The 19,267-nt window shown below is 55.4% G+C and carries 14 protein-coding genes and 3 tRNA genes; 1 reads left to right on the forward strand and 16 read right to left on the reverse strand.

What is annotated here, in order from left to right; all coding sequences use genetic code 11:
* Positions 1 to 10 precede the first annotated feature (10 nt).
* From NQZ67_RS07110 to NQZ67_RS07170, 13 genes are all read right to left on the reverse strand, one after another.
* Positions 11 to 631, reverse strand: a complete 621-nt coding sequence (locus tag NQZ67_RS07110) for a Yip1 family protein (RefSeq protein WP_257444139.1) — start codon at positions 629 to 631, stop codon at positions 11 to 13.
* Positions 612 to 2,075, reverse strand: coding sequence for an SMP-30/gluconolactonase/LRE family protein (locus NQZ67_RS07115; protein WP_257444140.1), 1,464 nt, complete (start codon positions 2,073 to 2,075; stop codon positions 612 to 614). The genes NQZ67_RS07110 and NQZ67_RS07115 overlap by 20 nt, the downstream gene beginning before the upstream one ends.
* 15 nt (positions 2,076 to 2,090) lie before the next feature.
* Positions 2,091 to 2,957 carry a carbohydrate ABC transporter permease gene (locus NQZ67_RS07120; RefSeq protein ID WP_257444141.1) on the reverse strand — a complete coding sequence of 289 codons (867 nt, stop codon included), beginning with the start codon at positions 2,955 to 2,957 and terminating at the stop codon, positions 2,091 to 2,093.
* Positions 2,958 to 2,961: 4 nt separating this feature from the next.
* Complete coding sequence (locus NQZ67_RS07125) at positions 2,962 to 3,849, reverse strand: carbohydrate ABC transporter permease (protein ID WP_371825279.1); 888 nt, start codon at positions 3,847 to 3,849, stop codon at positions 2,962 to 2,964.
* Positions 3,850 to 3,954: 105 nt separating this feature from the next.
* Complete coding sequence (locus NQZ67_RS07130) at positions 3,955 to 6,891, reverse strand: extracellular solute-binding protein (RefSeq protein ID WP_257444562.1); 2,937 nt, start codon at positions 6,889 to 6,891, stop codon at positions 3,955 to 3,957.
* Between the two features lie 145 nt (positions 6,892 to 7,036).
* Complete coding sequence (locus tag NQZ67_RS07135) at positions 7,037 to 8,404, reverse strand: ABC transporter substrate-binding protein (RefSeq protein ID WP_257444143.1); 1,368 nt, start codon at positions 8,402 to 8,404, stop codon at positions 7,037 to 7,039.
* Between the two features lie 426 nt (positions 8,405 to 8,830).
* Positions 8,831 to 9,868: a substrate-binding domain-containing protein gene (locus NQZ67_RS07140; RefSeq protein WP_257444159.1), complete on the reverse strand. Its 1,038-nt coding sequence runs from the start codon at positions 9,866 to 9,868 to the stop codon at positions 8,831 to 8,833.
* Between the two features lie 59 nt (positions 9,869 to 9,927).
* Positions 9,928 to 11,364 carry a glycosyl hydrolase gene (locus NQZ67_RS07145; protein ID WP_257444161.1) on the reverse strand — a complete coding sequence of 479 codons (1,437 nt, stop codon included), beginning with the start codon at positions 11,362 to 11,364 and terminating at the stop codon, positions 9,928 to 9,930.
* Positions 11,365 to 11,602: 238 nt separating this feature from the next.
* Positions 11,603 to 11,818, reverse strand: a complete 216-nt coding sequence (locus NQZ67_RS07150; protein WP_257444163.1) for a hypothetical protein — start codon at positions 11,816 to 11,818, stop codon at positions 11,603 to 11,605.
* A 778-nt stretch (positions 11,819 to 12,596) separates the two neighbouring features.
* Positions 12,597 to 12,682, reverse strand: a tRNA-Leu gene (locus tag NQZ67_RS07155).
* Positions 12,683 to 12,706: 24 nt separating this feature from the next.
* A tRNA-Ile gene (locus NQZ67_RS07160) sits at positions 12,707 to 12,783 on the reverse strand.
* Between the two features lie 38 nt (positions 12,784 to 12,821).
* Positions 12,822 to 12,898 (reverse strand) — tRNA-Met (locus NQZ67_RS07165).
* 89 nt (positions 12,899 to 12,987) lie between these two features.
* A complete protein-coding gene (locus NQZ67_RS07170; protein WP_257444598.1) occupies positions 12,988 to 13,155 on the reverse strand; it encodes a hypothetical protein in 168 nt (55 codons plus the stop codon).
* Positions 13,156 to 13,303: 148 nt separating this feature from the next.
* On the opposite strand from NQZ67_RS07170, the gene NQZ67_RS07175 reads away from it, so the two are divergent.
* Positions 13,304 to 13,816 carry a 2'-5' RNA ligase family protein gene (locus NQZ67_RS07175; RefSeq protein ID WP_257444165.1) on the forward strand — a complete coding sequence of 171 codons (513 nt, stop codon included), beginning with the start codon at positions 13,304 to 13,306 and terminating at the stop codon, positions 13,814 to 13,816.
* A gap of 61 nt (positions 13,817 to 13,877) precedes the next feature.
* On the opposite strand, the gene NQZ67_RS07180 is transcribed toward NQZ67_RS07175, so the two are convergent.
* From NQZ67_RS07180 to NQZ67_RS07190, 3 genes are read right to left on the reverse strand one after another with little or no spacing between them, the layout of a single operon-like run.
* Positions 13,878 to 15,470: an ABC transporter substrate-binding protein gene (locus NQZ67_RS07180; protein ID WP_257444166.1), complete on the reverse strand. Its 1,593-nt coding sequence runs from the start codon at positions 15,468 to 15,470 to the stop codon at positions 13,878 to 13,880.
* The gene (locus tag NQZ67_RS07185) at positions 15,463 to 16,359 is read right to left on the reverse strand and encodes an ABC transporter ATP-binding protein (protein WP_257444168.1); all 897 of its coding nucleotides are present in this window, start codon (positions 16,357 to 16,359) and stop codon (positions 15,463 to 15,465) included. The genes NQZ67_RS07180 and NQZ67_RS07185 overlap by 8 nt, the downstream gene beginning before the upstream one ends.
* Before the next feature lie 6 nt (positions 16,360 to 16,365).
* Complete coding sequence (locus tag NQZ67_RS07190; RefSeq protein WP_257444169.1) at positions 16,366 to 19,266, reverse strand: ABC transporter permease; 2,901 nt, start codon at positions 19,264 to 19,266, stop codon at positions 16,366 to 16,368.
* Between the last annotated feature and the right edge of the window lies 1 nt (position 19,267).

Genomic DNA, 19,267 nt, shown 5'->3' on the forward strand with positions numbered 1-19,267 from the left:
GCGCCCTCCTCTACATCCGGAATATGAGTTCGCGGTAAATATCGTATACGAAATAATAGATTTGCATGGCCATGCTGAACGCGAGCGTGCCGAGAAACACGACGATCCCCATGGCGATAACGGTTAGCGCGAGCGTCAACACCGTCTTGGCCGGCGTATATTGATGCACGGTCATAATGCCGACGAACAGCAGGTAGCCGCACCATACGACCGCGAATCCGTTAATCAAATAAAAGAAGGGCGCTTCGTCCAGAGTCATGAACCGACTGGCGTAGGTCATCGGCAGATTGACAAGCGCCAGCGGAAGGAGCGCGTATGCGGTCGCCATAAATATTTCCTTAAATTTCCCTTCTCCTTCCATCAGCGTCGTGATCGACCAGTTGGACAGGCAGAACAGCAGGAACGGCAGCACCGTATATTGGAGGTCATCCAGGCTGTTCAAGTAGCGAGGGTCGTTGTAATTCACGACAAATCCCGCGAACTGCTTCTGCAGGATGACGTTCAGCACGAGCAGCGCCAGGATCGCGAGAGCGACTCTCGTTTTGCCTCTGCCCTCGTACTTCAGGTCCCAGAATCCGTCGAACGGATGAAACATGACGTGCAGCGGAAATTTATAATGCTCCGGCTTCACGGCGAGCCTCCCTTCCCTTGCTCCGCTTTCTCGCCAGGACGATCGCGGCCAGCAGAGCGGCGAACGTTAGCGCCCCCGTCATGAAAGCGCCGAAGTTCTCCTGCATCTGTTCTCTGCGATACCGTTTGTACGCTAGCGAATAATAGTCGCGCTGCAAGCCCAGCTTGAAATATTCCATCGCTTCCTTGTTTTTCTTCTCCATAAGAAGCGATTTGCCGATGCCCAAATAAGCGATGTCGTAATTGGCGTTCATCCGAAGCACCTCCCGCCACATCTCGACGGCTTCGGCGTCCCGGCCGTTAAAGCGGTGCGCGCTTGCAAGATGCACGGCGCTTCCGAACGCGGTCGGCTCGAACACGACGATATTGTTTTTCCCCCGGTCGAGCACGGCCAGCTTCTCCCCGATCCGCTCTACCGCCACCGGCGTATTGAACACGCCGAGCTGCGTCCCCTTGCCGCCGAAAGCGTACAGCAGCTCGCCTTCGTCGTTGTAGGTGAACAGCCGGCCGCGAAACGCGTCGAGCGCCGTATACATGCCGTCTCCCAGCACCTTAATATCCGTCAGTCTCGACGGGCCCGAATTGCTCCCGAAAATGCGGAACCGCACATCGCCCATAACCGGATAGTAGCCGAAGCGCTTGAGCACGTCCTGCCCCGATGGGTTTAGCCGTCTGATCGGCGTCTGCGAGTTCAAGTCGATGCTGGTCGAATAGACAAAGCCTTTGTAATCGATATCCACATTGGAAAATTCGGTCGGAATGAACAGCTGCATCCTCTCCCGCTGCGCGTCGGTGGCCAGCATCCGCCACAGCTTGTCGGAGAACGTCTGGGTGACGCCGATCGTGCCCGCATAGCCGATAAACGCTCCGTTCTCGTCGAACTGCATCAGTCCCTCGTATATCCCTCTCGCGACGACGAAAATGCGGCCCGCCCGATCAACCGTCAGCTTGACCGGCGCAAACGTAAAATTATCCGGCAATATATCCGATTCGGGCGCGCGAATCACCTTCTCCGCCTCGCCTTCTCCGTTCAGCACCACGATCCTGGCGTTGCCGGTGTCGGCCACGTATATTCGTCCTTCATCGGTGACGAAGAGGCCGCAGGGATCACTGAACGTATCCTGCTTGCCATCCGCTTCGAATTCCGCGATCACTTCGACCTGGCTCCAGCTGTCATCCGTTTGGATAATGCGATTATTGCCGCTGTCGAGAATATAGACCGTCCCGTCATTCGTCACGTAGATATCGTTCGGGTCCTTGAAGCTCCCGACGCCAAGCTCTTGCCCCGAGACCGCGCGTTCCGGCAAGAACGGGGCCGGCAGCGGGACGGAATCGCGATAGTAATTGTAGGTGTACGCCTCGTAAGGCGCTGCGGCGAACGCGGCGGCGGGGAGCGACGCCGCAAGCAGCGCCGCCGCGGCCAGCATGATCAACAGCTTTCTCATCTCTGGATCGCCCCCTTAATCCTTCATGCCGGAAGTCGCCATCGTCTCGATGATCCGGCTCTGCGAGAATACGAACAGCGTAATCGGCACGCTCATCAGGATGAGCGCGACGGCAGCGCCGACGCCCGCTCTCGCGATGCCGCCCTGGATAATCTGGTTCGTCGCGTAATGGAGCGTCTTCAGCTCCTCGCTGTAGATGAAACCGTTGCCGTCGGTGCCCCAGAGCAGCTGGAACAGCAGGATGATCAGCGTCATCCAGGCGGGCTTGACGTTCGGCATAATGACGCTCCAGAAAATTTTGTATTCGGACGCCCCGTCGATCTTAGCCGCTTCGAGCAGCGCGTCGGGAATTTGCTCCATGAATTGCTTCATGAGATACAGGCCGAGCGGGAACGCGAAGGCAGGCACGATAACCGCCCAATACGTGTCGATCCACCCAATCCAGGACATGATCATGTAGTTCGGGATCGCCGTCACCTGAGGCGCGAACATGAGAGCGAGCACGACCGTCGTGAACATGATGTTCTTCCCCGGGAAGTTAAATTTCGCGAGTGGATACGCCGCCGCGGAAGCGAGCAGCACGTGCCCCACGACGCCCATGCCGGTTATGAATACCGTGTTGAAAATATACCGGGAAAACGGCACCCACGAATTGCCCAGAAGCGCAACTAAATCGACGAAGTTCGTCAACGTGGGATTGCGCACGAATAGCGTGGGCGGGAACAGGAAGATTTCGTCCAGCGGCTTGAAGGCGGCGTTGATCGCATAGACAAGAGGCAGCGCCATGAACGAGCCGACGACCGCTAGAAACGCGAACATCGCCGCATTGCCCATGAACGAACGATTCGTCCGCTTCTTCCGCAGCTGCAAGATCAGATTCATCGTCTCATTCCCCCACTCTCCGCAGCAGCCGCTGCACGATCAGATTCGTGCCGACCATCAGCACGAACAAGACGGTTGCGATCGCCGACGCGAAGCCCATCTCGAAGCGGATCGTCCCGAAATCCATCAGATGGGTAACGATCGTTTCCGCCGCGTAATTGACGCTCGGGAAGCCGGCCAAGTAGATCGACACGTCCGCTACCGCGAACGAGGTCGTGAGCTGGATGACCGCGCCGAACATAAGCTGCGGCCGCATGGAAGGCAGCGTAATGTACCAAAGCTCCTGCCACCGGTTTTTGATGCCGTCCACCGCGCCCGCTTCGTACAGCGTTTTGTCCACCGTCTGAAGCCCGGCGATGAAAGCCAGAAATCCGGTGCCAAGGCTAAGCCACAGCTGGACCAATATAATGATCGCGAGTATATACATTTCCGTCTTGAGCCACTGGATCGGCTCCAGAATGAAGCCCCAATTGATAAGGAAGCCGTTCGCGATGCCGTAACGGTCCCCCGAGAAAATCATCTGCCAAATAAAGAACACATTGCCCGAGATCGAAGGCGCGTAGAAGACGAGCGTCATGAACGCCCGCAGCTTCGGCCTCAGATCGTTAATAATCCAAGCGAACAGGAAGCAGGCCAAATAGCTGAGCGGACCCGTTATCGCGGCGAACAGCAGCGTATTTTTCACGGCGATCAGGAAAATATCGTCCTCCAGGAATAACCTGGAGTAGTTTTGCCAGCCGATGAATTTCGGGAATTCCAGCATATTGAAATAGGAAAAGCTGATGAGCACGGACATGACGACCGGCAATACCGTGAATAACGCGAACAGGAGCATATACGGGGCCATCATCACATACGCATGCTTATTCTTCTTGATGGCCTGCCTCTTCACGCTCCACCGCGATTCGGGACGCCGGGCGGGCTGCAGGCTTGAACCGATGTCCGGCCTCCGCTCCTCGGTGACGACTTCTGACACGGTGATCCCCTCCCTTCCTGCCTACGGCAATCCGAATTCTTGTCGCTTCGCTCTAATTTCCTCGTGCATGTACTGCACGTATTCCACGATCGTCTCCCGGGGCTCGGCTTTTTCCCCTTTGATGGTGATGCCAACCACGGACTGGTCCTGGCTGTTCACGACAACCTTGTAGAAGGCGTTAAGGAGATGACGGCCGGTAAAATATCCTCCAGGCACCTCGGGTATGCCGCGCACCGATTCGAACTGCTTCTTCAAGCTTTCGTAATCTTCCACCGGCCACGGCAGACTGTCGAGAGCCTTAATATTGGCGGTCGGGTAACGCGCCGCCGCGCCCATCAAGCTTTCCATCTCGCGGCCGAAGGCGATCTGGGTATCGTCGCTCGTCCACCATTTCATGAAGGCCCACGCGGCTTCCTTATCCTCCGCTTGCCGCAGCATGATCGTGGAGCTGCCTCCGCTCGGGACGTCTCTGTTCACCGTCCCGTCCTCCTGCCGCGTCCCGGGAACGGGAGCAAATCCCCATAAACCGCGAATTTCCGGCGCGAACACCGTAAGCTGGTTATAGGTGGTGTAATCCGCGATGCCGATCGGCATCTGGCCGGTCCGGAACCGGTTGGGGAAATCGAACTCCCGCTCCAGCTTGTAATCGGTATAAAATTCCGTCCATTGCTTGAACGTCTCGATGCCGATTCTCGAGTCGAGATCGGATTCCTTGCCCCCGTCCCGATAGAACTGGCCGCCATTCTGCATGAGCAGCGCGGCGAAGACCGAATTCGGAGGAATGTTTTCCCCCGGGTATTGCGGCTGCATCGTAAGCGGGAGACCGAACTCCATCCGATTTTTGTTCAGCACCGCGAGCAGCGCCGCGACATCTTCCCATGTGTCCGGTACCTCGAGCCCAAGCTCGCTGAGCACGTCCTTGCGATAGAACAGCATGTTGAACGTTTGCGTCTCCGGCAGCGCGTAGACGCCGCCCTCGTAAGTGAACGGGACCAGCGCGCTTTCGCGGAAGCGCCGAGCCACTTGCTCGTAATCATCGAACTCGGCCAAGTCGACGGCTGCGTTCCTCATCGCGTAGTTGACCGGAATATCGTTGCCGATCTGCATCGCCACATCCGGCCCCTGCCCCGCCAGCGTGGCGGGAAGAAGCGTGTTCATCTGCACGAGCTTCAGGTTGACCTCGATGCCCGTGTCCGGCGTGAACGTCTCGTCGATCAGCGACTTGATCGTATTCGCTTGGTCGCGCCCGCTTCCGATCCAGACGTCGACCGAACGTCCGCCTTCGCCCGACACGTTGCCGATCGAATTGTAATCGACGAAGAACGAACCGGCGAACGTGGAGGCTTCATGCTTCAAGTTCGCCCAGAAGCCCGCGCCGGACTTCGGAAGCTTACGGTCCGGGGACGCCACGTAAATCTCGTCGATCTCGAGCGGTATTTCCCTCGCCTTAAGCAGCCAGGTGCCGAGTCCGCCCGTATTGGACTTATAGGCCCCGAGCCGTCTCGGAATCGTATGCGGATCCTCGATCATCTCGTCCAGCTGAACCGCCATCGTCTTCAGCAGGGCCTCCGAATCGCCGCTGCCTCCCGACAGCTCCCGCAGCTGCCCGCTGACGGATTTGAGCCGCTTGCTCTCCGCGGCGAACGTTTCCAGCAGATCCGGAATTTGCTGCTCGACGCGGTAATCGCGGAATTGGTCCGGCGAAGCCCCCGTAATCATCAATATTTTGCGGTACATGGCGTTCAGGTTGAACAAGCTGTCTTCCACCTCGCGAATGAGCGGGGCGAATTCGCCAAGCCTCGCTTCCAGCCTCAGCACATGCTTGCCTTCCTCCAGCTGGAAGAGGTACGGCTCCTTGCCTCCCATTACGTCAATCCGGTAATCGCTTCCATAACGGAAAGGCACCCGCTTCATTTCCTCGAACGGCACTTGTCCGTCGATGGTCAGCCTGCGAGTCGAATAAATGCCGCGGACAAAATTTTGCTGAGACTTGAACCCTATCTTGTATAACCCCGTCTCCGGCACATCGAATTCCCACTCAATCCATTGGCCGGGAATCCGCCAGTTGTAGCCGCCGATCGTATTCACCCTCGTCTCCGTAGCGCTATATGGTTGGACGGCGGGACTAGCTCGTTCGATCTGCGGATACAACGTCGGAGATGACTTGGCCGAGGCGTCTTCGCCTTGCAAGGTAATCAACTGCCCTTTCGTTTCCTTATAGCCGTTCTCCCTATAGCTCTCCGCGAGCTGCTCATAGGCAGGGGCCGCTTCGTGCTGGAACAGCTTCAGGCTTTGAATCGCCATCGGCTCTCTCTTCGACACCAGGGCAAGCGTATGCTCTCCCGCCGTCAAATAAAATTGAAACGGCTCCTCGTAATAGCCTTCGTAATCCTTCACCAGCGCCTCTTGCCAGACCGGCCTCTCCTGCTGGCTCGGCCGCAGCTCGTTGCCCCGGTTATCCCGCTTGATCTCATCCAGCTTGTTGTCCCATACGCGGTCGAATTGCAAGTAGGAGGCTTCCTCGAACGGAATCTCCCCGTCGATCAGAAGGGATCGTTCGATGCTCGAGCTTTTGCCGGCAGATGGGTAGTAAACGATTGCCAGATGATACAGCCCCTCCTCGGGAACATCGACCTTCCATTCGACGGCTCCGTTCTCTCCCGTCAGCAGAACCGTTCCGTCCATCCCCTCGAAGCCGTTCCGCCTCTCGAAGCCTTCGCCCGTTACGCTGTCGTATTCCGCGGCGGCTATCGTGACGGCGCGATCCGGCCGGGCAGCATCGGCGTGAGCCTCCGTATATTCGGAATAGTTCATTCCGTCCATCATCATCCGGAACAAACGATTCGAGTCCGTTACCGGCTCCGCTTCCGCGGCGCTCGTCGCGCCGTCGGCTGACGAGACGTACGCGTAACCGGGAAGACAGACGGCGGCCAGCGCTATGCATAATAGAGCAAGCATCGCGCGCTTCAACCTTTTTTCGCTCACTGTCAGCCCTCCTTCTTCCTTGAACAAGCGTCAGCGGCAAGCGGCTCGGGATCTCGTCATAAAGAGAGGGCGCGCCGGCCCGCGGCGCCCCCCTCCAACTCCTGCCGCTATCGCCCGTTTATTGGCCAACCTTCTGCAGCGCGGCTTCCGCGGTAGCTTTATGCTTCTCGACGGTCGCCGTCACGGATTGATTCTGAAGTATGATTTCGTCCATGATCGTGTAGAACGGATAATCCGGAATGCCTTCCTCGATCGAGATCAATCCCGTTCCGTTAATTTTCTCCAGCGCGATTTGAATGTCGCCTTCTGTCTTATAGCGAGCTTCGAGCCAATCCTGTCCGACATATTCCTCGGTCGGCGGCACGTCGCGCATCTCTTCGAAGATTTGATAGACCAGCTGCGGATCCTTGACGCCCTTCGGAATAAACCAGCCGTTGAGCGCGGTATTCGCGTACGTATGCTTGCCGTCGGACTGCGGTCCCGCCGGGATCGGCACGACGCCGGCCTCGAAGGACAGATCGCCGATATTCCAGTCATACTGAATCGACATCGCGACGTCGCCGTCTTTGAACGTATTCGTTTCGTTCCAGTCCATCTTGTTGCCCGTCTTCACCTTCATCACGTTCTCCACGTTGACGATTCGGTTAACGAATTCGAGCGCTTCGAGCATCTTCGGATCGCCGGACTGATCCGTCAGCGTCGCATCGTCGACGAATGCCACCCCGTTGGCGGCCGCGAAGTGGCGCGCCAGATCGGCAGGCCATCCGGAATAACCGAACTTGTCGAGCTTCCCGTCATTATCGGTATCGCGAGTCGCCGACTTGGCCACCTCGAGAAATTTCTCCCAATTCCATTCGCCGTTCGCATATAGCTCCTGCAAATCCGGCAACCCGAGCTGCTTGAACAGCTCCCGGTTATAATGCATGCCGACGACCGATACGCTCGGCGGGCTGAAGGCGTACTCGCCGCCACCGAGAGGAGGAAGCTTAACCACAAGCATCTGATCGTTGTTAATGTTGCTAGCGGATGTCGTGAATTCGCTCAGCGGAAGCACTTGACCGGACTTCACCGGGACGATCGCCCGCTTGTATTCCATTGCGAGCACATCCGCGAACGGTTCGCCGGCAAGCACGGTCGTCGTAAATTTATCCATGTATTCGTCGAATGGAATATTGATGAATTCGAACTTGAAATTATAATCCTTCTCCAGCTGCGCCATCTTCTCAAGACGCGCCTTCTCGCCAGCCGTTTCGCCCTTCGGTTTTTCGTCCCACCACGCGGCGATCCGGACGGTTCTTCCACCTAGATCAATCCTGGCCGGTTCCTCCGATACGACCGGCTCCTGGCTTGCTTCCGGCGTGCTTGCTCCGGAAGGCTCCGGAGAATTTCCGCCGTTGCCGCCATTGCCGCCGCTCCCGCCGCTGCAAGCCGTCACGACAAGCATCATCACGAACAAGACTGCTGTAAGCACTTTCATTTTTTTCATCTGCAATCCTCCCCAGACCGAGTTAATTGACGCACCTTTTCATGCTTTTGCCGTTTTAACCCCTCGATAAAAGTAACCGCTTACAAACCTCCTTTGAGAAAACCTCTATACCTGACTTTCGATTGGCGAGTCCGCGCATAGAGGTTTAAATAATAGGTGGTTGCTTCGCCCTTGGTTGGCTAATCCTGTCTTGTTCGTCGGGCGCAAACCCATCATAACACCCTCGGCAAACATCGTCAATTAGTTTGGCAACTTATTTTGGTAAAAATTATTTATTTGTTATTTCTGTTAGTCTAATTAAAGAAAAACATTAGCTAAACATGTCGAAAAATAATCGCCTTATAAGGAACCGCAGCCTCGCCTAGAAAGACAACCAAACAAAAAAACGCCTTGCATACGCAAGGCGTTCGTTCGGAACAAACCGCATTATCGCATTGCTCGCTCGGATGAAGAGCGGGCATATTGCTCCCTCATCAATAATTCGCCGGCAATCAGCTTCCGTTCAAAGGCCACGTGCCGGTTCTGGCTCCTCCACAACAGCTGATCGATCGCGCGTTCGCCGAGCTGGCCCTTTTCGATGTTAACGGTCGCGAGGATCGGCGCCGATTCATCCGTGTTGTCGAAGCCGGTAACGACGCAATGCTCGGGAACCCGTATGCCGCGCTTGGCGAGCTCTTCGATCATATAGGCCGCGTTCGTATCGTTCGCGCAGATGAACGCTTCGGGAAGCACGTCAAGCGAGACCCGCTTCATAACTTCGTACGGATCGTTAGCGTCGGGACCGATCAGCAGCGGGTCCTGGCGATGCTCGATATCATGCTCCTCCAGCGTCGTTTTGAAGGCGATCCAGCGTTCGTAGAAGCTTTGCGCGTCATGGATGTTGCCGACGAACTGGTACGTCCGGTAGCCTTTGCTGACCAGCTTCACCATCAGCTCCTTCATGCCTTTGAAGTTGTCCGCGAACACGGTATCGCAATGGAAAGCCGGATCCACGTGATCGACCATGACGACCGGTATCCCGAGCCTGCCGATGTCCAGCAAAATTTGCGTCGAGATGGAACCGACCGTAATAATGCCGCGAATCGCTCCCGGATTAAGCAAGCTGAACAAATTGTCGGAGGACGGCTCCGTGAGCGTTAAGATATCCATCCCTTCCTGGTTCAGCCTATTCGTTATGCCGTCGAACACGGGCCCCCAGTACACGGACTCCTTGTTCTGGTACCTGATATTCGGGAATAAGATCAGAATCGTGCCCGTGGGCGAAGAAGCATCCTGCTGCCGAACCTCCGCCGCAGCCTTAGGCAGCTCGGATTTCTTGAAATAGCCGAGCTGACCCGCCGCTTTCAGGATCGTTTCCCTCGTCTGCGCGCTGACGCCCGGCTTGGAGCTGAGCGCGCGGGACACCGCGAATTTGGAGACGCCAACCAAATCGGCAATTTCCTGTATCGTAACCTTGCCTCGCATTTGCCTCATCCATTCGTATAGAAGATATAAGGACATTCTACAAATTAAGCCTTATTTCATCAAGGAGCATGACCGAAATCGGGCAGCTCGTCAAGCGTAATGACATATTCGTGCTCCAGCACGTGCCTAATATGCTCCTTGCTGTTGTGACGGCCATCCGCTATGAATTCGCCCGTCCAGGTGCAGAACCAGCTCCAATGCGCCCCGTATGCGGCAAGCAGATCAGGATCCGGGATGGGGCCGTTCTCCGTAAGCGCCACAAGCTTCTTGTCCTTCACCAGTCCGGCCAGCCGCTCATAGCTCCCGCTGACGGGATTGTAATCGCCCGGCTGCGGGTAGGAATCGACGCTGACGATATCGACCGTATCGTCTCCCGGATACCAATCCGGCGATTCGGAATTCCAAATCCATATCAAATTATGAATCTGATGCTCGGTCGTCAGCCGGTCGAATAACAAACGCCAAAGCGCTTTGGCGGGCTCCGGGCCTTGCGCGCCCCACCAGAACCAGCCGCCTTCCGCTTCGTGAAGCGGACGCCATAGAACGGGGATGCGCGCCTCCTGAAGCCGCTTCAGCTGGACGGCGATCGCGTCGATGTCCCTCAGCAGGAGCTGGTAGCCCTCCGAATTCGCGTCATCCAGCGCGGCCTGAAGGTCGAAGGTCGTCCCATCCGCGTAAAATCCGGTCCACCATGGCTGATCCGGAGAATCCACTAGATCCGCCGGCGCGTTCCAATGCCAGGCGAGCGTCACGATCCCGCCCAGCTCGTGCCACTGCAGCATATCCTCGATCTCCCGCGAGGACGAGCCTCGCTCTGCCCGCGTCAGCGAATATTCGATCAGATCGAAGCCCGCGACAGCCGGGAGCTTCCCATAATCCCAATTCAGCTGCAGAGCGTCCTTCAGCGTCTGCTGCCCCGCCAGTATGCCCTTCCCGTACTGCTCCGTCAAGTATCGATGCAGCGCCTTCGCTTCGGGCGACGCCTCCGGGTCGACAAGCGAGGCGGTTACTTGATGACCTAACCTCGGCCCTGCCTCCCGGATCGACACGGAGTCGATATCATACCAGCCCCAGTAGGAAGTTACCGCTATGGTGTTTGCCCCTTTGTTCAAGAGCATCTTCCCCGCGTAGGCCTCGGAGAACGCTTCGGATGCCGCCAGCTTCAAATCGCCCATCGAAGAACCGTTCAGCGACAGGCGGGCGGTTTTCTCCCCGCTCGGACTTCGATACGCGACGCTTACCTCATACAGACCTTCGGCTGGAGCTTCAACCGTCACGCCCACCGAGTCTGACTCCGCGTCGAACCCCGTCACGTACCCTGCTCCCGTATAACCTTGCGCGGCCGTCTCCGTTTCCGTTCCGCTTAATTGACCGGCTTCGGCTTCGAATACAAGGAGCGGCCTTTGCTCATCCGCGCTTTTGCAGGACGCCAATACGGATGCGAGCAGCGCTGCGGCAAGCGCCGCCGAGATGCGTTTCTTGCGAATCGTGATCACCCCTTTATTGCAGATATCGTTGCAACAAGCGGAAAACCATTTCAATCTACCAAACAAAATATTATGTTTTGTTTGGTTTTGTTAGTTAATACTTTAGCTTCAATACAGATTTCCGTCAATAGTCTAAACAAAGAGCGAATAAAATAGCGGATTTCCGCGCGCCAAACAAAAAACACGCCGAGATCGGCGTGTTTGTTCGGGCAAGGCTGTTCATGATGGATAGCCTGCTTTCTTTCGCTTATTCCGAGATAGCAAAAAACGAATTGGCCTTTCTATGTACGACGCTGCCATCTTCCATCCGAATCGCGTCCGGGTTATAACCGGCGATCGTCGAGGTCGGTCTGATCTGCATGCCGTTCTGGACGACTCGAACGAGTGTCTTTTCTTTAATGGCAAATTCGAAATCTTTATCCGTAACAATTTGTTGATCCGCTTGAATACGACGTTTGCTCACTGTAATTTCTCCCTTATTTTCAGTTAAACACACTAAAGTATATAATAACCTGATTCCGGTGCAAAAAGCAAAACCAAAATCATCAGGCCGATCTCCTGCCGCCAGCATACCTAGATGCTATCACTCTAATCCCCTTCATATTGAGCGCCAAGAGCGGGAATAGGACGAAATAACTTATGGCTGAATACGATAGCTTCCATTCATTATAATGAAGCATCTCGAATCGTAAAGCAAAATATTCATAAACAATCGATACAGCCACACATATGATGATGTAAAGAAATTGCTTTATTAAGGATTTTTGAAAAGGGTAAAAATTTAAAAACAAGACGTTCACCCCAATGTATACAGGGATAAGGAGCAATGCAGACCATTCAATAACATCCTCCTTTAAATAGTAATACCATTTCAATTTAATCTCCAAATAAATGTCCACCACTACTTGTAAATACAAAGCTGAAAATACAGACGAATACATTTCTATAGCGCTCAGTCTTTTAGGAACAAAGAAGGTAGCCAGACTGAAGAGTAGCGATGAAGCGATTAAATACGTCACAACTGGTTTCCTCCACCCGTTTATAACGAAATGAGCTGCAATCCCAATTGTATCCCTAATATACGATCCTTATTCCGATCCTTCCCACCACAAAAAAACTCCTTCTCATTCACTCGATAGTATCAAGTGTAGAGAAGGAGCTTTTCCCTGCTTCCGGTCAGAGGAAGCTGTCCGAGCTGTATGTACGGCATAAAAGGTGAATACCTTTATGTGTAGTAGAAGTGCCGAGGACGGGAATCGAACCCGTACGGTGGTCACCCACCGCAGGATTTTAAGTCCTGTGCGTCTGCCAGTTCCGCCACCCCGGCATGGTGTTGCAATTGCTTACAAAATGGTGGGCCCTGAGGGACTCGAACCCCCGACCAATCGGTTATGAGCCGACCGCTCTAACCAACTGAGCTAAGGGCCCTCGAATAACGTCTATTTCAACGTGTTGATCGATAAGTTTGGTTGCGGGGGCAGGATTTGAACCTGCGGCCTTCGGGTTATGAGCCCGACGAGCTACCGAGCTGCTCCACCCCGCGACATTAACCATTCAAAGCAATTCAATGGCGACATCAATTAATATACTATAAATGAATGTCCAACGTCAAGCTCTTTTTTCCTAAAAATTCTACGGGAGAAAACGTACGCCATACCGGCCTTTCCGGGAACGGAAAACTTCAACCTCCCGCGGGCAATCGTAGCCGTATATCCACCAATCGTTCTCCATACGCCGAACCAGGCATCCCGCTTGGAATTTAGTATCGTATAATCGCAGCCAATAAATCCATTTCATCATGGTGATCGCCTCCAATTGTACAATCGAATCGATGATGTCTATAGAATGCCCAAATCTTCAGAAAATCAAGCATGAGGCATTCTTAGCGCCGCCGTTAGTCGGGTATACTATAGGTATAAGCTCGGAACACGAAAAGGAGTGAAATGAGATGATTTACGGGATTGCTTTATTTCCGGACAAAGACGTGCAGGATGCGGCCAATAGCTGGAGAATTCGCCATGACCCGCATTATTGCAACATTCCCGCCCATATGACGCTACGCGAAGCCGAGGAATGGGACGATATCATGGTTGAGCGGGCCGTGACGCATCTGGAAGAGGTAGCAGGCTCGGTGAAGCCGTTTCATGTCACTTTCAACCGGGTATCCTCCTTCTTCCCCGTTTCAAACGTGCTGTATTACGCCCTGGAAGACCCTTCTGAGGTCGAGAAGCTTCATCAGGCCATATGCAGCGGTCCAGGCATGCAGCAGCCATATAACTATGTTTACACGCCTCATGTCACGATTGGGAGAAATATGCCCGAGGGTGAGCTGCACGATCTGTACGGCAAGCTTCGGATGAGCAGAGTGAACCTGACGAGCTACATCGACCGTATTCATTTGCTCTACCAGACGGAGCAAGGCGGCTGGACCGCATATCAATCGTTTCAGCTTAGAGGCTAATCAGAGAAAAAAGAGCCAACTCCCGCAAGAATGAGGGCTGTTGGCTCTATTGTTCAAAATGTTATTCGGCTGTTTCCACAGCTTCTTCTTCTACGACAACTTCCTCTTCGACTGCTGCGTCCGTGTCAACGGCAACGTCGGCTCTAGGCATCGGCATCGGATCGATGACGCCGCCGCCTTCTCCCATCTCCGACTTGCCTTCGAGAATGGCATTGCCTCTCGTTTCCCATTCGGCAAGCGCGTCTTTCGTTTCCTTCGTCCCGTCGAGCACCGCCTGGAACATCTCGTAGCCCACGTTTTGAGCTTCCCAGATGCCCGGCTTCTCGCGGTAAATTTTTTCGTCGTTGATCGAGCTAGGAGGGAGCGGTTTAAGCGTCGTGAACGCATCGATGTTGTACGTCAAGCCGCCTATAGGCTGCAGGAACTCCTTGCGGGCAACCATTTCATAGTTACTTCTTGCCTTCAGCTTCGCCCATTCCTTGCTGTTGGAGAATTTGATGAATTCCCAAGCGTCTTCCGCGTTCTGGGCATTGGTGTTGATCCCCATCAGCTGACTGAGTCCGATGTTGCCGCCGGCATCCGGATTCATCGGATCGACCGGCACGGTCACGACATCCCAGTCGATCATTTCGAAGCCTTCGATTTTGCTGGCATTATCATTTGCGCGTCTTAGTTCGTTCACGTAATAGGATCCGCCGATTACCATCGCCAGGTCGCCGCCGAGGAACAGATCGCCGAAGAACGGATCGTTGACCGGCTCTCCCTCTGCGTTTCGCTTCTCGTAAAGCTTATTCATATATTCTTGATCCGGGATGATATCGTCTTTGAAGAGACCGACGATCGTGTCCATCGCTTGAGCCCATGGCTCGCTGTTGACGACCATTTTCTCTCCTTTTTCGTCCCAGTAGCGCAGCTGCAGCATCGAGGTATAGGACGACAAAGTGCTGAAGCCGTCGTTCACCCAGCTGTTGAACGAGAAGCCGAATACCGGCTCTTCTTCGCTCGGGGTGGCCACTTGACGCGCTTTGTTGAACAGATCGGTCCATGTCATTTTATCCGTTGGCGGCTCGACGCCTTTTTCCGCGAAAATTTTCTTGTTGTAGAACAAAGCCGACGACGTAAAGGTTGGCGTGAGGGCATAGATATTGCCGTCGCCCGCGTCTTTGATGCCGTCGATGACGGTCGGCACGTAGTCGCTGATATCGAATTTGTCTTGCTGAATCTTCGGATCGAGCGATTGAAGCAGATTGTCTTGCGTGAAACGGCGCAGCATGTTGTAATCGAGCACGACGACGTCAACCGGATTCTGGCCCGTCATCATTTCTTTCATCTCTTCGTACGGGTCCGGCTGCTCGGCCGGTTCCTTGCCGGGCTCCGTCGTCTCGAAGCGTTGATCGTCATAGTTGATCGCGCCCACGATCTCGAATGTAATGTTCGGATGCTGCATCTCGAACATATCCGTGTATTGCTGGCGGAAATAAGGCTCGTTATCCGCACCGCCGTACAAGACGCCGATGCGAAGCACGCGATTTTCGGATTCGGATGGCTCGCTGCCGCCGCTGCACGCGGACAGAAGTCCGGTGAACAAGGTCAGCGTCAGGCCGAGAACCGTCCATTTGGATAAACGTGATTTCATGATGCCTTTACTATTCATGGTTATTACCCCCCAATGATTTTGGCGAAGAGATAATGATCCGCTCTCCGTCGAATTCCATAGACGCTTTGTCCTTGATGCCGAGCGCGGTTAAATATTCCTTGGGAACCTGCAGACGGCCGACCCGGTCGACGACCACATAGGCTTCGTGTACCTGGTTAAGGCCCCGAGCCGATTTCTGCTCGATCTCACCTCCATCCGTAATATTCGGATTTCGCTTAATAAATTCCGTGCTCGTCAGGCCGTCCCGGATCGCGACGACGCGGTCGACCTTGCTGGCCAGCGACATGTCGTGCGTGACGATGACGATCGTGATGCCGAGCTCGCGGTTTAGCGTTCGGAAAATACCCATGATAAGGTCGGAGGTTGCCGTGTCGACGGAGCCCGTCGGTTCGTCCGCGAGCAGAAGCTTCGGACGGTTGGAGAGCGAGATGGCAATCGCTACCCGCTGCTGCTCGCCCCCGGAGAGCTGATGCAGCTTGTTATGCATGCGCTCCTTCAGGCCGACCCACTCCAGCAGCTGCTTCGCGTAGGTCCGATCCACCTTGCCCGAGAGCATCATCGGCATCTCCACGTTTTCCAGCGCCGTCAGATAAGGGAGCAGGTTTCGCGCGTTATTTTGCCAGATGAAGCCGACGGTTTCTCTTTTGTACTGCACAAGCTCTTCTTCCGTAATCTTCAGGAGGTCCCATGGACCGACCTTGACTTGGCCGGCCGATGGCCGGTCAAGTCCCCCAAGCGTATTGAGAAGCGTCGATTTGCCGCTGCCGCTGTTGCCGATAATCGCCATCAGCTCTCCGTCTTCGACGGTAAGATTGAGGCCCTGAAGGGCAACGACTTCCAGATCTTCGGTTTTGTATATTTTGACTAAGCCTTCGCAATGAATCATAAGCCGTTACCTCTCCTCTCCCATCTTCACCGCTTGGTGCACCTTCAGCCTGCGTATATGCAGGAAGAGAAGCGCCGCGCCGATCAGCATCATAACGCCGACCACGATGAAGAGCTGGTTCGTATCCCTCGCTTCGAATACGACGCGGAACGGCGGCACCGTCTCAGCGACGTTCTCTGCGGTTTGCAGGAACGGGAGGAACAGCATGCTGACAAGCTTGCCGATAAGAATGCCGAGACCGATCGCCAGACCCGCGGTGAACAGCTGTTCGAGCAGAAGCATGCCGGTCAGCTGCTTCCGCGACAGCCCCATCGCGCGAAGCACGCCGAACTGCACGACGCGGCCCGACAGGTTGAAGAACCAATACAAGATATAACCGGCCAGCGTGATGACGACCGACACCAGGAAGCCAAGGCTCAGGATGCCGAATACGCCGCCGCGCGTCGGATGCTTGGATTGGATAATCAGCTCCGTCCGCACGTCCTCGACCGACGCCAGCTCGATGCCGGCCTTCTGAAGCTGCTCGATCGCGGGTGCGAGGAGCGCGTCCGGCTCCATCTTCAGCCAAACCTCATAGGGCATGATGGGCAGCTGATCATAAATATAATCCAGGTTTGTAATGACGAACGGCGTTTTGTCCGGATATTGACTCGGCCAGTACGGCAGAATGCCGACGATCGAGAAATCGATCATGCCGTCCGGGAAGCCCACCGAAACCGTGTCGCCCGCCTTGAGCTGATATTTCTCGGCGACGCTGGAAGGGATAATGGCAGCCTGTTCAAAGTAACCGAGAGCATTCAAATAGTTAAAAGGGTGCGTGGGATACAGATCATCCCTGAACCAGGCGACTTTCGCGAAGTCGACGTTATCGATGCCGATAATGTTGCCCTGCCCGATCGACTTCGAGGAGATGACGACATTGCCTTTGGCCGTAAGCACGCGGGCTGCCGCCTCGACGCCGTCCAGATCGCGGTAAATCTCGAACGGAGGCTCGCTGTACAGGATGCGGGACGGCACGCCGCCGCCGTTGCCTCCCCCATTGCCTCCACCGCCATTACCACCGCCGCCACCATTGCCGCCTCCGCCGTTTCCTCCGCCGCCATTGCCTCCGCCGCTAGGCGGCTGCTGGGGCGTTACCTCCGGCGTGCCCTGCCATACGGACTGAATAATGACATCCGATCCGTATTTATATAAGGTGCGTTCGGTGGAATTCAGGTCGATCGTCCTTGCGGCCGAAGCGTTGTACACGCCAAGACCTAACGTCAGGACGAGCAGAATCATAAGCGGATAATAACCCTTGGACGACCGGGACAGCTGCGTCAAGGTCAGATAGAGCGGTACCGGCAGGAACTTGCGTCCTAGCCAGTTGAACAGCTTTAGCAGCCAAGGGAACAGCCGCAGGAAGAACAGGCCCAGCGCGAAGATCGAGAGCGCCGGCACGAAGAACAGGAACGGCTGCACGTTCAGCTGATCCGTCGTCATGCCCGTCTGGAACGTCAGCATCTGGCGTTCATTGAACATATACCAGCCGTAGCCGGCCGCGCCGAGCAGCAGCACGTCGAGGAACCAGCGCTGCCAGAGCGGCTTGCGGTCGGAACGCGCGAGCTCCTGCTTGTAGCTGACAATGGACGATCTCGCATAAATGATGGCGGGTATAACCGTCGCCATGATGGCCAGCAGCACGGCGCTGCCTCCCGCGATGATCGCCTCGGTCGAGAAGCCGACCGGAATCGATTTCCGATTGACGAAGGAGAGGAAGCCGTTAGCGGAGCCGATGCTCTTAGCCATGAACCAGCCGATGAACGGCCCGCTTGCAAGCGCGACGGCTCCCAGCAGCAGACCTTCCAGCAAATAAATCCATATAATCTGCTTCGTCCCCGCTCCGCGGCTTCGAAGCACCGCGATGTCGCTTCTTTGTTTGTCGAGCGCCTGTCTGGCGTTCATCGCGATAAAGTAGAACACCATCGCGATCATCGGCGCGGCGAGCGTGAACAGCAGCGTCTGCAGCTGCAGGCTTTGGCTGCGGAATTCCTTCAGCGTATCCGCGAAGGAAATTTCGACTCGCGTATCCTTCAGCCGTTGATACAGCTCGATGTTCAATCGATTAAGCGTGCGCCCGAGCGGCGTAAGCTGGCTCGTTTGAACGTCCGACAGATCGAACGCATAGTACCAGCCCGCGTTATGCAGCGGTATTTTGAATTGCTCGAGCAGCACCTTCTGGAACGTTTCTTCGCTGACCTGCAGCGTGCTGAACAGGCTCTCGAGTCCTTGATACCAATACGCGTCCGAGGCATCCAGAGGGTTCACGGCTCCGACGATTTTCACCCGAAGCGTCAGATCCAGCCCTCCGTACACCGGATATTCGAAAATATCGCCGATGTGCACGTCGTTCCGGAACATGGCCTCTTCGAGCATGACGGCTTCGATCAGATCGGAATCGCCCGCTCCTTCCTTGAACCATTGGCCCTGCGCGAGCTCCGTCTTGGACGCGAGATCCGTCATCGTCATAAGCGACAGCTGCCTCGCGCGCCCCGCGTCGACCTTATTCGGATCCTCCGGCACGACATCGGAGCTGCGAATCGAGTAGCTCTTGAGATAAGTGTCGTATGTAAAACCAATGTCGTCCGGCACGTTCGTTTTGATGTAATTTTCCAGCTCCGCGAGCGCCCCGAGATCCGTGCTCTGGCCGGGGGTGGACTGGTACTTCATGAGCAAGGAGCCCGCTGGCATCCCTTCGCTCTTCTGCTGCAAGGAATCGGCGACGACCCGTTTAAGGGCGCCGTCCGCGTACATGGGTATGCTCGTCGCGAAGGCGACGGCTAAGGTAAGACCGGCCAGCGTGCTAAGCGTCAGCCAACGCGTATTCCACATTTTGCGGAATAGGAATCGAAACAGCGGAATACCCATC

This window comes from Paenibacillus soyae (assembly GCF_024623455.1).
GTDB lineage: Bacteria > Bacillota > Bacilli > Paenibacillales > Paenibacillaceae > Pristimantibacillus > Pristimantibacillus soyae.

What these genes read in the sequence shown, in the direction of transcription:
- NQZ67_RS07115 (WP_257444140.1), bottom strand. Translation starts at nt 2,075, where the DNA reads ATGAGAAAGCTGTTGATCATGCTGGCCGCGGCGGCGCTGCTTGCGGCG.
- NQZ67_RS07120 (WP_257444141.1), bottom strand. Translation starts at nt 2,957, where the DNA reads ATGAATCTGATCTTGCAGCTGCGGAAGAAGCGGACGAATCGTTCGTTC.
- NQZ67_RS07130 (WP_257444562.1), bottom strand. Translation starts at nt 6,891, where the DNA reads ATGCTTGCTCTATTATGCATAGCGCTGGCCGCCGTCTGTCTTCCCGGT.
- NQZ67_RS07135 (WP_257444143.1), bottom strand. Translation starts at nt 8,404, where the DNA reads ATGAAAAAAATGAAAGTGCTTACAGCAGTCTTGTTCGTGATGATGCTT.
- NQZ67_RS07140 (WP_257444159.1), bottom strand. Translation starts at nt 9,868, where the DNA reads ATGCGAGGCAAGGTTACGATACAGGAAATTGCCGATTTGGTTGGCGTC.
- NQZ67_RS07170 (WP_257444598.1), bottom strand. Translation starts at nt 13,155, where the DNA reads ATGATGAAATGGATTTATTGGCTGCGATTATACGATACTAAATTCCAA.
- NQZ67_RS07175 (WP_257444165.1), top strand. Translation starts at nt 13,304, where the DNA reads ATGATTTACGGGATTGCTTTATTTCCGGACAAAGACGTGCAGGATGCG.
- NQZ67_RS07180 (WP_257444166.1), bottom strand. Translation starts at nt 15,470, where the DNA reads ATGAATAGTAAAGGCATCATGAAATCACGTTTATCCAAATGGACGGTT.
- NQZ67_RS07185 (WP_257444168.1), bottom strand. Translation starts at nt 16,359, where the DNA reads ATGATTCATTGCGAAGGCTTAGTCAAAATATACAAAACCGAAGATCTG.
- NQZ67_RS07190 (WP_257444169.1), bottom strand. Translation starts at nt 19,266, where the DNA reads ATGGGTATTCCGCTGTTTCGATTCCTATTCCGCAAAATGTGGAATACG.